Below are 14,895 nucleotides of genomic sequence, written 5' to 3'. Positions count from 1 at the left end.
AAATTATTACTTTAATCTCGCTTGTGATATAATAACACAGTTATGGAGTCGAAAAAAGAATATGGAGTGGAAATATGACAAAATTACGTCAAGATTTAAGAAACATAGCTATTATAGCACACGTTGACCACGGAAAAACTACATTAGTTGACCAATTATTAAAACAATCTGGTACGTTCCGTTCAAATGAGCATGTAGAAGAAAGAGCAATGGACTCTGGTGATATTGAGCGTGAGCGTGGTATTACGATTCTAGCGAAAAATACAGCCATTCAATATAAAGATACCAAAATCAACATTTTGGATACACCTGGACACGCTGACTTCGGAGGAGAAGTAGAGCGTATTATGAAAATGGTAGACGGTGTTCTATTAATCGTAGATGCATATGAAGGTTGTATGCCACAAACTCGATTTGTGTTGAAGAAGGCTCTTGAGCAAAACATCAAACCTATCGTAGTGGTAAATAAAATTGACCGAGACTTTGCTCGTCCTGCTGAAGTGGTAGATGAAGTGCTTGAATTATTCATTGAATTAGAAGCAAACGACGAACAATTAGAATTCCCTGTTATCTATGCATCTGGTATTAATGGAACAGCGAGTCTTTCAGATGACCCTGCTGATCAAGAAGAAAACATGCAAGTTATTTACGATGCAATTGTAGAACAGATTCCTGCACCAGTGGATAATAGTGAGGAACCACTTCAGTTCCAAGTATCATTACTTGATTACAATGACTATGTTGGTCGTATCGGTATCGGACGTGTCTTCCGCGGTACTATCGAAGTTGGACAGCAAGTAGCTCTAATGAAATTAGACGGCTCTGTAAAGAACTTCCGTGTAACAAAAATCTTTGGCTTCTTAGGATTGAAACGAGTAGAGATTCAAAAAGCTTCTGCAGGAGATTTGATTGCAATCTCTGGTATGGAGGATATCAATGTTGGAGAAACCATTTGTCCAATCGAGCACCAAGAGGCTCTACCGATTCTTCATATCGACGAACCGACTCTACAAATGACGTTCCTTGTGAATAATAGTCCATTTGCAGGTCGTGAAGGAAAATGGGTAACTGCTCGTAAGATTCAAGAACGTTTGGATGCACAGCTGCAAACGGACGTATCTTTACGTGTAGATCCAACAGATTCTCCGGATGCTTGGGTTGTATCTGGTCGTGGAGAATTGCATTTATCTATTTTAATTGAGAACATGCGTCGTGAAGGCTTTGAGCTTCAAGTTTCCAAGCCAGAGGTTATCGTGAAGGTCATTGACGGGGTTCGTTGTGAGCCAGTAGAACGTGTTCAAATAGACGTGCCTGAAGAAAACGTTGGATCAATTATTGAATCTATCGGTGTACGTAAAGGTGAAATGCTAGATATGATCAATAACGGAAGCGGCCAAGTACGTCTTATCTTCTTAGTGCCAGCTCGTGGATTAATCGGTTATACAACAGAATTCCTTACCCTAACTCGTGGTTATGGAATTATCAACCATACTTTTGAAGAGTACAAGCCAATGGCACCTGGTCGTGTAGGAGGCAGATCTAAAGGGGTTCTTGTTTCAATGGAAACAGGTGCAGCATCTACTTACGGAATTCAAGGAGTAGAAGATCGTGGAACTATCTTCGTAGAGCCAGGAACAGAAATCTATGAAGGAATGATTGTTGGAGAGCATACACGTGATAATGACTTAACAGTGAATATCACAAAAGTGAAAGCAGCAAACAACATTCGTTCTGCTAATAAAGAACAAACAACAACACTTAAGAAGCCTCGTCTAATGTCTCTAGAGGAATCTCTAGAATATCTAAATGATGATGAGTATTGTGAAATAACACCTGAGTCAATCCGCTTACGTAAAAAAATTCTTGATAAGAATGAGCGCGAACGTATGGCGAAGAAAAAGAAATACGCTGAACAGGAATAGTAACTGAAAGGGTGTAGAACCTTGGAGGAGCAGCAATTTGTTTTTGGTAGGATGTCAAGCATCGCTAGATATATCTATGAAGTAATGCCAAACTTCGATGTGGCTGGTTATGTATTGTTTTTCATCGTCTTTTTGTTATCCGTGATTGTTTATAAGCTAGGCTTTGCCAAAAAGCTGAAATTTAGCCAAAACGTAGTGATTTATATCTTCTTAGTTTTGGGATGCTTAATGCTAACGTTCCTAGCCTTTTTCCTTCCAGTAGTAGAAGGATTAATCGTAGCAGCATTGATCTTGATTATTTACAAAACACGAATGAAGCTAGAAAAAAGAGGCACAGCTTCTTAAGAGAAAGCACTAGAATCCTTGGATTTTAGTGCTTTTTCGTATGAAAATAGTAAGTGAAATCTAACTTGGGTAGTAAAACGGTGATTTGAATTTAGAATGGGAATATATTGGTGAAAATATTTTGTGACTGGTAGTTACTAGTCGAAAAGGATGGACCGCTACCACTTAGCCAGCTAGACAGACTCTTTGGAGATGGCCACTTTTTGCAGCAAAAAGTGGAGTGTATTCCCATGTCTCTTCCAATACGTGTGGTCGTAGAGATAATATGTGCGCCTGTGAGTTGGTTACTTGCGGAGGCGGAGCCTTTACTTGCAGTCGTGATGAGGTTACGTACGGTTCCAATAGATTTACTTGCGAAAGTCAACTTTTAGGCTCGTTTTACCAATAGAAAACCACATCCTCTTTTTAGATAAAGAGGGTGTGGTTATTTTGGGTTAGAAATCGTTTTCTATTAAACGTGAGCTTCTGTAGAAGTGGAAGTTCCCAGTTGCTAGACGTTCTTTCGTTCTTTCTTCAATACGTTGGTGACAAATAGTGCACATATACGTATGAATGGGGCGATTTCGAAGCTTTTTAGCTAGAGGTAGGTCGTGTGGTAGCTCATCGATTTTATCGCAAATGACACATTGTACCTTCATTTCATCAGCTCCTACTCTACACGAAATGCTGTGATTTGTTTGATGGGATTATTAAGGTTTGAACCGTCTTTATAAATAATATGGACAGGTCCATCCTCCTTTAAAGGCTTTCCTTTGTGACTAAATTTCATGAGAATACTGTCTAAATCATCTAGCGCAAGCTTATGCTCTCCATTAGCCGTTTCAATGACTAAAGTAGTTGCGTCTTTATTTGGTTCTGCGTTTAAGATGAATTGCTTTAAATCAATTCCATAGGTATTGGTTAGTAATTTTGTTCTTTCATATTTCTTTTCGGACTTTAAAGTAGGAGGAAATACGGCTCCTTCTATAATTTCACGAGACCAATGGGCAGAGGTGACTTTTGTATATTCTTCTGACTCATCTTTATACTCGTATTTTCCTTCGAAGTATTCATCTAAATCTATTTTACGATCATCAAAGATCCAAACCGATGGGTCAAGTGTAATACTAAATTTCACTGAACCCTTTATAGGAATGATAAATTCCATCAAAATTGCCTCCTTCATCTTTCTAGTTATAAGTATACAAGGAAATTGAAAACTTCTAAAGAAATATTCATTATCTCCCTATTATACATGATAGAACACTTGCATTTTTTTCATTTCAAAGATACACTTTAGGAAGTTAAAGAACAGAAATAAAAATAATGGGGGCGTCCTCATGGATACAAATATACAGGTTTCCTATAAGGAGAAAGCATTGGAGCTTCTTAAAAAAGATGCTGAAAAGATAGCTCAATTGATAAAAGTTCAAATGGATAATCTGACAATGCCACAATGTCCTCTATATGAAGAGGTTCTTGATACGCAAATGTTTGGTTTGTCTCGTGAAATAGACTTTGCTGTAAAGCTTGGCCTTCTTGAAAAAGAAGAGGGTAGAGAAATTATGGCCTCCTTGGAGAAAGAACTGTCTGTTTTACACGAAATCCATACAGAAAAATAAATTAACAAACTCAAACAAGTCGTGTTTGAGTTTTTTTCTATAGTATTTTCACGAGGTTTTTTATTAAGTACAAACAAGGAGTTAAAATGATTACATATTTCAAACGATACTTTAAACACTTCGACTACCCATTGTTTTTTGTCTATTTGTCTCTTTGCTTGTTCGGACTAGTGATGATTTATAGCGCAAGTATGGGCTGGGCTGTAATCAAGTATGGTTGGGAGCCGGATGTCTTTTTTAATAACCAAAAGCTGAATCTCGCAATCTCTCTTCCAGCGTTTTTTCTCGCGTCTATTTTTCCTTATAAGCATTATAAAAGTAAGCCGATGATGATGCTAATGCTTGGTGTCATGTTTACCTTGCTGTTGTTAGTACATTTTATCGGTTCTGGTGGGGAAAGTGGATCTCAAAGCTGGATTCACCTCGGCTTTGGGAATATCCAACCGTCGGAAGTCGCAAAAATCGTGATTGTTCTTTATTTTGCGGCTATCTTTACTAAAAAATATCAAGCAGGTACTATCAATAAATTAAATGAATCAGTTGGTCCTCCGTTACTGGTCCTTCTAGGTGTATTTGTATCCGTAATGCTTGAAACAGATATCGGAAATACTTTAATTATTTGCTTTGTGGCGGTTTCAGTTATAGCTGTTAGTGGAATTAAATTTAAGTATTTTGCTAAAATGATAGGGTTAGTTAGTATTGTAATAGCATTCGGTTTGTTAGTTATTTACCTATTAAAGGATTCTTTGCTGACGGAGCGACGGTTAGGAAGATTAGAAGCGTTTTTTAATCCTTTTGCAGACGAACTTAATTTCGGCTATCAGATTGTCAATGGCTATATCGCAATTGGGTCAGGTGGGCTTAAAGGTTTGGGACTCGGCAATTCGAATCAGAAGTTTGGTTACCTGCCAGAGCCACATACAGATTTTATCATGGCCATCATTGCAGAGGAGCTAGGACTGATAGGTGTGCTTGTTGTTTTACTAGGATTATTTTTTCTGGTTTTTAAAGCCATTTCAATCAGCATAACCACAAAGGATCCTCAAGCAAGAATGATAGCTGCTGGGATAGCCAGTATAATAGGTTTTCAAACATTCGTGAATCTAGGAGGAATGCTAGGACTTATCCCATTAACGGGTGTACCATTACCATTTATCAGCTATGGTGGTACGTCAGTCATTCTGTTATCAATCGCAATGGGGATTTTGATGAATGTTTCTATGTTTGTTAAGTTAGAAAAGTCAAAACAATAAGGGGTGCAGTGAATGAATAATATCAAGAAAATATTAGTAGCAAACAGAGGAGAAATTGCTATTCGAATTTTCCGTGCATGTACGGAGTTAAACTTACGTACGGTTGCGGTATATTCCAAAGAAGACAGTGGAGCTTTCCACCGCTTTAAGTCAGATGAATCCTATCTGGTTGGAGAAGGGAAGAAACCGATTGATGCTTATCTAGATATAGAAGATATTATTCGGATTGCCAAGAAGAGTAATGCAGATGCTATCCATCCGGGGTATGGATTCCTATCAGAAAATGTTGAGTTTGCTAGAAGATGTGAAGAGGAAGGGATCATTTTTATTGGACCTGAATCGAGACATTTAGATATGTTTGGAGATAAAGTAAAGGCACGTGAGCAGGCAATAAATGCTGGAATTCCAGTTATACCTGGTAGTGACGGTCCGGTTGGAAGCCTAGAGGAAATGAGAGCCTTTGGAGAAAAGCATGGTTACCCTCTGATGATTAAGGCTTCCTTAGGTGGAGGCGGACGTGGAATGCGCGTGGTGCCTTCGAAGGAGGAGCTGGAGAGTGCTTATGAGCGTGCGAAATCAGAGGCTAAAGCAGCATTTGGCTCAGACGAGGTTTATGTTGAAAGATTTATTGATAAGCCAAAGCATATAGAGGTTCAAATCCTTGGTGACAAAGAAGGAAATCTTCTTCACCTGTACGAGCGTGATTGTTCTATTCAAAGAAGACATCAAAAGGTAGTAGAAATTGCACCTTCTAATTCATTGAGCCCACAGCTAAGAGATGAAATCTGTCGGGCGGCAGTCAAGCTAATGAATAATGTTGGATATGTTAATGCAGGTACTGTAGAGTTTTTGGTTACGGACAATGAATTTTATTTCATCGAAGTAAATCCACGTATTCAGGTGGAGCATACAATTACTGAAATGATTACAGGGATTGATATTGTCCATGCGCAAATTAAAATTGCCGATGGATTGTCTTTAAATAGCGAGGATATGAACATACCGAAGCAGGAGGATATTCCGTTATTTGGTTATGCCATTCAGTCTCGTGTTACTACAGAGGATCCACTAAATAACTTCATGCCTGATACTGGGAAGCTTATGGTTTATCGCTCAGGCGGTGGCTTTGGAGTTCGTCTAGATGCAGGAAATGGTTTCCAGGGAGCAGTTATATCCCCTTATTACGATTCTCTTTTAGTAAAGGTTTCTACATGGGGAATGTCCTTTAAAGAAGCAGCAGCGAAGATGGACCGGAATTTACAGGAGTTCCGTATTAGAGGAATTAAAACGAATATTCCTTTCTTAGAGAATGTTGTTAAGCACCCATCGTTTTTATCAGGTCAATTTAATACTAGCTTCATCGATACAACACCAGAGTTGTTTTTATTCCCGACTAAAAAAGACCGTGGCACGAAGTTGCTGAACTACATAGGAAACGTGACTGTAAACGGCTTCCCAGGAATTGAGCAAAAGGGTAAGCCAGCATTTGAACAGACAACGATACCAAACTTCGATTTATCAGAGGCACCTCCTGCAGGAACAAAGGATATTTTAGAGCAGCAGGGTGTAGAAGGTCTGATGAAGTGGGTGAAGGATCAAAAAAACGTTCTGTTAACAGACACGACATTCCGCGATGCTCATCAGTCGTTATTAGCAACACGTGTTAGATCCTATGACATGTATGCGATAGCAAAGCAATCTGCTAGAGGGATGCATGACCTGTTCTCCTTTGAAATGTGGGGAGGAGCAACTTTCGATGTTGCATACCGATTCTTAAAAGAAAATCCATGGGATCGCTTGATTAAAATGCGCGAAATGATTCCGAATGTGTTGTTCCAAATGCTTTTCCGTGGAGCAAATGCAGTAGGATATAAAAACTATCCAGATAATGTGATTCGTGAGTTTATTCAACGCTCTGCAGAAGCAGGTGTGGACGTATTCCGTATATTCGACAGCTTGAACTGGATTAAAGGGATGGAAGTAGCGATTGATGCTACTCGACAGTCCGGAAAGATTGCAGAAGCAGCTATTTGTTATACAGGAGACATTTTAGACCCTTCAAGAAGTAAATATACAATTCAATATTATAAGGACATGGCGAAGGAACTAGAGCAGCTAGGGGCACATATTCTGGCAATTAAAGATATGGCTGGTTTGTTAAAACCGGAGGCAGCATATCGTCTAGTTAGCGAGCTAAAGGAGACAGTGGATATACCAATTCACCTTCATACGCACGACACAAGTGGAAATGGTATTTACACATATGCAAAGGCAATCGATGCAGGAGTAGATATTTTAGACACTGCTCTAAGTTCTATGGCTGGTTTAACCTCACAGCCAAGTGCAAGCAGCTTGAGCTATGCGATGAAAGGCAGTTCACGAGAGATTATTGGAGATGTGCAATCCTTTGAAAAGCTATCTGGCTATTGGGAAGGCGTTCGTAAATACTACAAAGACTTTGAAAGTGGCATGATGAGCCCACATACAGAAATCTATGTACACGAAATGCCAGGTGGACAGTATAGCAATCTTCAACAGCAAGCAAAGGCAGTCGGCTTAGGTGACAGATGGGAAGAGGTCAAGGAAATGTATTCCCGTGTGAATCTATTGTTCGGGGATGTAGTAAAAGTAACCCCATCTTCTAAGATTGTGGGAGACATGGCTTTATTTATGGTACAAAATAATCTAGATGAAATTTCAGTGATTACGAGAGGGAAAATGGTAGACTTCCCTGACTCTGTTATTGAATTTTTTGAAGGGTATATTGGGCAACCATATGGTGGCTTCCCGGCAGAGCTACAAAAAGTCATCTTAAAAGATCGCAAGCCTATCACGGTAAGACCTGGTGAATTATTAGAGCCAGTCAACTTTGAAGAGATTGAAAAACAACTATTTGAAAAGATGGGTAGACCTGTTTCTTGTCAAGAGGTTCTTGCCTATACGCTTTATCCAAAGGTATTCGACGAATATTGCGCCACAGTGAAAAACTTTGGTGATGTGTCCGTGTTAGATACGCCAACCTTCTTATATGGTATGAATCTTGGAGAAGAGATTGAAGTCGAAATAGAGGTTGGAAAGACGCTAATGATTAAGCTTGTATCGATTAGTGAGCCTACAGCAGAAGGCAATCGTATCATTTATTTTGAGTTAAATGGTCAGCCACGTGAGATTACGATACAAGATATGAATATGGAAACGACTCATCTGACGAAACCAAAAGCGGATGTAACGAATGAAAGCCATATTGGCGCAACGATGCCTGGGACTGTATTGAAGGTAGTTGTGTCAAAAGGTGATTCCGTGAAACGAGGAGAGCATCTACTAATTACGGAAGCGATGAAGATGGAGACGACGGTTCAAGCTCCATATGATGGAATCGTGAAAGAGATTTATGTAGGTGCTGGAGAAGGCATCCAAACAGGTGATTTGCTAATTGAAATGGAAAGACAATAAGGCTGTCTATATATTAAAGTAAGTTAGTGCCTATACCAAAATATTGGGTTAGGGCAAATTAAATGAGCGCTTATGATTCTATCTGGATGATGGGATCGTAAGTGCTTTTTTATTTTGAACCGCTGGTTCTCCGCTGCGTCGGACGCTTTCCGTGGGGGCGTGGTAAGCCAGCACCCATCGCTAACGCGCGTGGTTGTGCTGTCTTACCTACCACCCTGCTCCCACAGGAGTCGCCGACGCTGCTCCGAACCAAATAGTGTTATCTTCTATAAATTTAAATGAATTTTAATAATAAATATCAGAAAGAATAAAACTTATCAATAAAGAAATTGGCTGGTCGTCTGCTTTTCTTCATTCAGATTTCTAAGACTCTAGGTTCCACTGCTTAGATGCTTTCCGGAAGTAAGCACCCAACTCTTACGCGAGTGGCTGTGCTGTCTTACCTATCACCCTGCTCCCGCAGGAGTCGCCGCCGCTGCTACGAACCAGTAGTACTTCCTTCTATTAATGAATTTTAATCAATCAATATTAGAATGAATAACACTACTTATCAAGAAAGGAAGGGGGCTTGACCACCCTTTTTTCTTTCTAATTCTTATGATTCCAGGTTCTCCGTTGTGTCAGACGCTTTCCGTGAGGCCAATAGGATGTTGGTCAGGGAAACGTTGTCACACGACATGTCGTTCTTAGTTTTCCAGCCCTAAAGTAAGTCAAAGCTGCCTGTCACTTCTGAGGTGAAGATAATGAGGGATTGGCCACTACTATTAGACATGTGGAGATAAAGAAAGTGAAATCGCTTTAGGCGGACACTTTTCCTGTTTAGAATGAGCCATAGCTAAACACTATCACAGGGTGCTATCGCTCACGCATCACCCTGTTTCTATAGGAGTTGCCGAGGCTGCTTTGTCTAAAGCTTTTTTATGATTGCTTTTGATGGTAGATAGATATATAAGCTGTTTTGTAGGGAATTGGTATGTGTTTGGTTTAAAAAAGGGGAGAATGGTTGTGTATTAATCTACTAAAATATGGGGTAAAGAAAAGCTGTACGGTTTATTCCGTACAGCTTAGTTTTCTATTCTTTTATTTTACTACGAGATAGCAATAATACCATATAACATAGCAGTCCGAATAGGAGTGATATGAATAATGAGTGTAATAATGCAATGTAAAGGTTGAGTTTCGTAAAGACAACGATAGCTCCGGTTGTTACCTGGCAGCTTACTAGAATTAAGGCGATAATCCAGCCCCAATATACTACCTTTTGATCTTTATAATGCTTTATGACATGAATAGCAATGATTAATATCCAAATAAATATTAGTCCAGCAGCTAAACGATGTCCCATCTGCACCCATTCGTATAAATTAGAAGGAAGTGCAAAGCTCTCGTTGTTACATAGTGGCCAATCGTTACAAATCAAGCTTGATTCGGTATGTCTCACTAGAGCGCCTGTATAGATAACGATATAAGAATATAAAATTACACCGATTGTATGGAATTTCAGCGTCTTTCCTATTCTCACTTTATCAGCATTAAACTTTTTATCTACTTCAAATATTAAGAGAGTTAGAAGTAATACTGCTGCAAAGGAAATTAAGGAGATTCCAAAGTGAAGAGCAAGTATAAAGTCACCTTGACCCCATAATACTTGTGCTGCACCAATCAAGGCCTGTAGTATTAAGAAAAATAATGCCATAAAAGATAGAAATTTTGTTTCCCTAACATGTCCTAATGCACGCCATGACCATATAGATAAAGCTGCAATTAATATACCCACTGCACCTGTAACTAATCGATGGGAAAATTCTATTAATACTTCTGCTGTGATTACATCTGGAATCAGCTGTCCATTACAGCCTGGCCAATGTCTTCCGCAACCCATCCCGCTATCTGTTTTCGTTACAAGGGCACCACCTAATAGAATTAGGAGCATACCGATTGTTGAAGCAACAGCTAACCATTTAAGATATTTATTATAATGCAATACTTCACCTACTTTATATGTTGATTTAAATGCTTTCTATTAAAGCAATCTGCTACTTGATAATATCGAAACCGACAAGAAAAAACAATGTTTAACATTTGAACAGATTGCTGGGAAATCATCAATTCACAAATTGTTCATAAAATTGCCCCTTCTAAGCAACGCAGAGATAGCGGAAATGATTTACTATTGTTATGATTGTAAGCAATCTTAGGAATTAGTGCTATAATTCGGAAATCTCTTTTGACTCTAGAAATTGTAAAGAATTTTCGATATAGTATTAAGTAGCGGAATATGCTTACAACTATGAAAGGAGGGGCAGCATGTCAAATGGTCATTCTATCACCGCTACAAACGAAACGAAGAGGGACCCAGTAACTACATCATTTTTGAAAGACTTCCTTTCATTAATAAAAATTGGAATAGTAAATTCAAATTTGGTAACTACCTTTACAGGCTTATGGTTGGCTTTTCAATTTACGAATCGCAGTTTTCTACAAGAGTTAGATTTACTCTTTTTTACTCTTTTTGGTTCTGCTTTTATTATTGCGGGATCGGCAGCGATGAATAATTATATTGATCGCGATATTGATCCAGTGATGAAAAGTAAAAAAGGAAGACCGACAGTTACAGGGAGATTTACACCATCAGCCGTGCTGATAACTTCTTTCTCTTTATTGGTTGTAGGTGAAATCTTTTTATTTATGGCTTCAACTTCTGCGGGAGTTTGGGGACTGGCGGGTATTTTTAGTTATGTAGTTTTATATTCTATGTGGTCAAAAAGAAGACATGTCAGTAATACAATCGTTGGTAGTATCTCTGGTGCCATTCCACCGGTAATCGGTTGGGCTGCAGTAGAACCAAGTTTGGGTATCGGTGCTTTCGGATTGTTTCTAATCATGTTTGTATGGCAACCACCACATTTTTATGCATTAGCAATGAAGCGTACGGATGAATACCGAGCTGCAAACATACCAATGCTACCGGTTGTGAAAGGCTTTAAACGCACAAAAGTGTCTATGCTAGCTTGGGTAATACTCTTATTCCCTTTGCCGTTCCTACTTAAGGAGCTAGGTATTGCTTTTCTAGTAATTGCTACAGCATTAAATATTGGATGGCTCGTGCTAGCACTAAAAGGCTTCCGTGCAAAAGATGATATCAAATGGTCTACTGGTATGTTCATATATTCATTAAACTATATGACTATTCTTTTTGTTTCCATGATCATCATTTCTATTTTTGTTTAACTACTGGAATTCTTTCTTTAATTGTTAAGAATTCATATAAAACTGAACCACAGTCCAAATGCACATGAACACAATAATGAAAGAGGGGTTTGATTTAGCTATGATGAAAGGGCTCAAAAAATGGCGACTTTTTTCACTGTTAGCAGCTCTTACGATTTTCTTGTCGGGTTGTGGCGAAGAATATTTATCTACGCTAGCACCTGCTGGACAAGTCGGAAGAGATCAATTTAATTTGCTACTACTCGCGACTGCAATTATGACTTTTGTTATTATAGTGGTAGTAATCATCTATGTAATCGCGCTTACTCGCTTCAATCGTAAAAAAGTTGGAGAAGATGTCATTCCTAAGCAAGTAGAAGGAAGTCACACACTTGAACTAATTTGGACAGTTGTTCCGATTATTTTAATTCTTATCCTTGCAGTTCCAACTGTTTATTACACGTATAAGCATGCAGATGTATCAGCAATGGAAGAAGTAGATGAAGAGGGGAATAAAACAGCTCTTCAAGTGAATGTAACTGCTAAACTATACTGGTGGGAATTTGAATATCCAGATTTAGGTATTGTTACTGCACAAGAATTAGTAGTTCCTACGAATGAAAAAGTTTACTTCAACTTAAAAGCAGCGGATGTTAAACACTCATTCTGGATTCCATCCGTTGGTGGGAAAATGGATAATAACGTAGAAAACGTTAACCAATTCTACTTAGAGTTTGATAAAGAATCTGAAGGTCTGAAAGACGGAGTATTCTACGGTAAATGTGCAGAGCTTTGTGGTCCATCCCATGCTTTAATGGATTTCAAAGTAAAAACACTAGCTAAGGAAGACTTCAACACTTGGGTAGAAGCAATGAAAACGACAGAAGCTTCTGCTGATTCAGAGCTAGCAGCACAAGGAGAAGAAATCTTTGTGAGCGCTGGTTGTATTGGATGTCATGCTACTTCAGGAACAGCACCTGCTGATCAACAAGGACCAAGCTTAGCGTCATTTGGAGATCGTAACCGTGTAGCTGGTTTCATGAAACATGACGAAAAAGATCTTAAAAATTGGATCAATGATCCTCAGAAATACAAGCCTGGAAATATCATGCCGCAGCCTGAAACAATGAACAACGGCAAGAAATTTAATGATGAGCAATTAGATGCTCTAGCAGAATACTTAATGGGATTATCTGTTGAAAAGTAATCTATCAACAGATAAATATGAGGGAGGTTTAAGCTGTGAGTTCTATAGCTAAGAAAAAAGGCTTTGGCGCAACCTTATGGGATTACCTTACTACGGTTGACCATAAGAAAATCGCAGTCCTTTACCTTGCTACCGGTGGTTTGTTCTTTGTAATCGGCGGTATCGAGGCAATGCTAATTCGTATTCAGTTAGCAAAACCGGACAATGATTTTTTAAGTGCTGGTCTTTTCAATGAAATTATAACAATGCATGGTACAACAATGATTTTCCTTGCCGCCATGCCGATACTCTTTGGTTTTATGAATGCCGTCGTGCCATTACAGATTGGTGCGCGTGACGTAGCATTTCCATTTTTAAATGCACTTGGATTTTGGTTATTCTTTTTCGGTGGTATCTTCTTAAACCTTTCTTGGTTCTTTGATGGTGCACCTGATGCTGGTTGGACTTCTTATGCATCTCTTTCTCTAGCATCACCTGGTTTTGGTATTGACTTTTATGCACTCGGGCTCCAAATATCCGGGGCAGGGACATATATAGCGGGTATCAACTTCCTAGTAACAATTATTAACATGCGTGCACCTGGTATGACGTATATGCGTATGCCGTTGTTCACTTGGACTACATTTGTTGCTAGTGCGTTAATTCTGTTCGCTTTCCCACCATTAACAATTGGTCTTTTCTTCTTAATCTTTGACCGTATGTTCTATGGTAACTTCTTTGATCACACAATGGGTGGTAATACAATTATTTGGGAGCATTTATTCTGGATTTTCGGACACCCTGAAGTATATATCTTGATCTTACCGGCATTCGGTATTTTCTCTGAGATTTTTGCTATATTCTCTCGTAAAAGACTATTTGGTTATACTGCGATGGTATTCGCTACAGTATTAATCGGTTTCCTTGGATTCATGGTTTGGGCTCACCATATGTTCACTGTTGGTTTAGGGCCTACAGCAAACGCAATCTTTGCGGTAGCAACGATGGCAATTGCGGTACCTACTGGGGTTAAAATCTTTAACTGGCTACTTACCATTTGGGGAGGAAGTATCAAGGTTACGACACCTATGCTTTATGCGTTAGGTTTCATTCCTTCATTCGTAGCTGGTGGTGTTACTGGTGTCATGCAAGCAGCTGCTCCGCTTGACTATCAATTACATGATTCTTACTTTATCGTTGCCCATTTCCACTACGTAATCGTAGGTGGGGTAGTATTAGCTATTTTAGCTGCGCTACATTTATACTGGCCATTAATGTTTAACCAAATGCTAAGTGAAAAATTAGGTAAGTGGACTTTCTGGTTCTTCTTTATCGGTTTCCACTTAACGTTCTTCGTACAGCATTTCTTAGGATTAATGGGTATGCCACGTCGTGTATTCACATTCGGAGCAGACCAAGGATGGGATTTATACAATGCTATCAGTTCTTCCGGTGCGATCTTCATGGCAATTGGTGTTATTATCCTAGTAGTGAATATTATTTTGACAGTTGTGAAAAACGAAAAAGTTGGTAATGACCCATGGAAAGATGGACGTACACTTGAGTGGGCGATTCCACAACCAATTCCATTCTACAACTTTAAACAAACTCCACTTGTTCGTGGATTAGATACTTTCTGGATTGAAAAGCAAGAAGGAAATAAAGAAGGAATGACATACGCAGAGCCAATCTCTGATATCCATATGCCAAATAATTCCTTTATTCCTTTCGTAATGTCTCTAGGTTTATTCATTGCAGCATTCGGTGCTCTTTACAATGACGTGCCTGATAGTGATTGGTCTGTACCAGTGCTCGTAATCGGTCTTGCAATCACAGTTGCTTCTATGGCTGTACGTTCTGTGAAAGATGATCTTGGATATCACATCCATAAAGAAGATTTAATGAAAGAAAAAGGGGGTAATTAA

Annotated in this window: 12 protein-coding genes; 9 read left to right on the top strand and 3 right to left on the bottom strand. The window is 39.0% G+C overall.

Annotated elements, in window-relative coordinates; all coding sequences use genetic code 11:
• Positions 1–74 precede the first annotated feature (74 nt).
• From typA to AC1VU3_RS04855, 3 genes are all read left to right on the top strand, one after another.
• Positions 75–1,922, top strand: coding sequence for a translational GTPase TypA (typA, locus tag AC1VU3_RS04865; RefSeq protein WP_480390004.1), 1,848 nt, complete (start codon positions 75–77; stop codon positions 1,920–1,922).
• 21 nt (positions 1,923–1,943) lie between these two features.
• Positions 1,944–2,267: a YlaH-like family protein gene (locus tag AC1VU3_RS04860; protein WP_480390005.1), complete on the top strand. Its 324-nt coding sequence runs from the start codon at positions 1,944–1,946 to the stop codon at positions 2,265–2,267.
• A 230-nt stretch (positions 2,268–2,497) separates the two neighbouring features.
• The gene (locus AC1VU3_RS04855) at positions 2,498–2,638 is read left to right on the top strand and encodes a hypothetical protein (RefSeq protein WP_482982932.1); all 141 of its coding nucleotides are present in this window, start codon (positions 2,498–2,500) and stop codon (positions 2,636–2,638) included.
• A gap of 63 nt (positions 2,639–2,701) precedes the next feature.
• On the opposite strand, the gene AC1VU3_RS04850 is transcribed toward AC1VU3_RS04855, so the two are convergent.
• Complete coding sequence (locus tag AC1VU3_RS04850) at positions 2,702–2,905, bottom strand: YlaI family protein (RefSeq protein ID WP_482982931.1); 204 nt, start codon at positions 2,903–2,905, stop codon at positions 2,702–2,704.
• An 11-nt stretch (positions 2,906–2,916) separates the two neighbouring features.
• Positions 2,917–3,414 carry a P-loop NTPase family protein gene (locus AC1VU3_RS04845; protein ID WP_482982930.1) on the bottom strand — a complete coding sequence of 166 codons (498 nt, stop codon included), beginning with the start codon at positions 3,412–3,414 and terminating at the stop codon, positions 2,917–2,919.
• A gap of 172 nt (positions 3,415–3,586) precedes the next feature.
• Between AC1VU3_RS04845 and AC1VU3_RS04840 the strand changes: the two genes are divergently transcribed.
• The 3 genes from AC1VU3_RS04840 (at position 3,587) to pyc (ending at position 8,574) form a co-directional block, all read left to right on the top strand.
• Positions 3,587–3,868 (top strand): Fpa/YlaN family protein, encoded by a 282-nt coding sequence (locus AC1VU3_RS04840; RefSeq protein WP_480390009.1) that lies wholly within the window; start codon positions 3,587–3,589, stop codon positions 3,866–3,868.
• Positions 3,869–3,954: 86 nt separating this feature from the next.
• Positions 3,955–5,121: an FtsW/RodA/SpoVE family cell cycle protein gene (locus AC1VU3_RS04835; RefSeq protein WP_480390010.1), complete on the top strand. Its 1,167-nt coding sequence runs from the start codon at positions 3,955–3,957 to the stop codon at positions 5,119–5,121.
• A 12-nt stretch (positions 5,122–5,133) separates the two neighbouring features.
• Positions 5,134–8,574 (top strand): pyruvate carboxylase, encoded by a 3,441-nt coding sequence (pyc, locus tag AC1VU3_RS04830; protein WP_482982929.1) that lies wholly within the window; start codon positions 5,134–5,136, stop codon positions 8,572–8,574.
• A 1,072-nt stretch (positions 8,575–9,646) separates the two neighbouring features.
• On the opposite strand, the gene AC1VU3_RS04825 is transcribed toward pyc, so the two are convergent.
• Positions 9,647–10,558, bottom strand: a complete 912-nt coding sequence (locus tag AC1VU3_RS04825) for a COX15/CtaA family protein (RefSeq protein ID WP_480390012.1) — start codon at positions 10,556–10,558, stop codon at positions 9,647–9,649.
• Between the two features lie 323 nt (positions 10,559–10,881).
• Between AC1VU3_RS04825 and cyoE the strand changes: the two genes are divergently transcribed.
• From cyoE to AC1VU3_RS04810, 3 genes are all read left to right on the top strand, one after another.
• Positions 10,882–11,805 (top strand): heme o synthase, encoded by a 924-nt coding sequence (gene cyoE / locus AC1VU3_RS04820; RefSeq protein WP_480390013.1) that lies wholly within the window; start codon positions 10,882–10,884, stop codon positions 11,803–11,805.
• A gap of 100 nt (positions 11,806–11,905) precedes the next feature.
• Positions 11,906–12,991, top strand: coding sequence for a cytochrome c oxidase subunit II (gene coxB, locus AC1VU3_RS04815; RefSeq protein WP_480390014.1), 1,086 nt, complete (start codon positions 11,906–11,908; stop codon positions 12,989–12,991).
• Between the two features lie 35 nt (positions 12,992–13,026).
• The gene (locus AC1VU3_RS04810) at positions 13,027–14,895 is read left to right on the top strand and encodes a cytochrome c oxidase subunit I (protein ID WP_480390015.1); all 1,869 of its coding nucleotides are present in this window, start codon (positions 13,027–13,029) and stop codon (positions 14,893–14,895) included.

This window comes from Psychrobacillus sp. Z16_25 (assembly GCF_056856695.1).
This window is presented reverse-complemented; position numbering and strand designations above follow the sequence as displayed.

Bases quoted from the DNA above. Each gene is read 5' to 3' on its own strand.
- typA (WP_480390004.1), top strand. From the start codon at position 75: ATGACAAAATTACGTCAAGATTTAAGAAACATAGCTATTATAGCACAC.
- AC1VU3_RS04855 (WP_482982932.1), top strand. From the start codon at position 2,498: ATGTCTCTTCCAATACGTGTGGTCGTAGAGATAATATGTGCGCCTGTG.
- AC1VU3_RS04850 (WP_482982931.1), bottom strand. From the start codon at position 2,905: ATGAAGGTACAATGTGTCATTTGCGATAAAATCGATGAGCTACCACAC.
- AC1VU3_RS04845 (WP_482982930.1), bottom strand. From the start codon at position 3,414: ATGGAATTTATCATTCCTATAAAGGGTTCAGTGAAATTTAGTATTACA.
- AC1VU3_RS04840 (WP_480390009.1), top strand. From the start codon at position 3,587: ATGGATACAAATATACAGGTTTCCTATAAGGAGAAAGCATTGGAGCTT.
- AC1VU3_RS04835 (WP_480390010.1), top strand. From the start codon at position 3,955: ATGATTACATATTTCAAACGATACTTTAAACACTTCGACTACCCATTG.
- pyc (WP_482982929.1), top strand. From the start codon at position 5,134: ATGAATAATATCAAGAAAATATTAGTAGCAAACAGAGGAGAAATTGCT.
- cyoE (WP_480390013.1), top strand. From the start codon at position 10,882: ATGTCAAATGGTCATTCTATCACCGCTACAAACGAAACGAAGAGGGAC.
- coxB (WP_480390014.1), top strand. From the start codon at position 11,906: ATGATGAAAGGGCTCAAAAAATGGCGACTTTTTTCACTGTTAGCAGCT.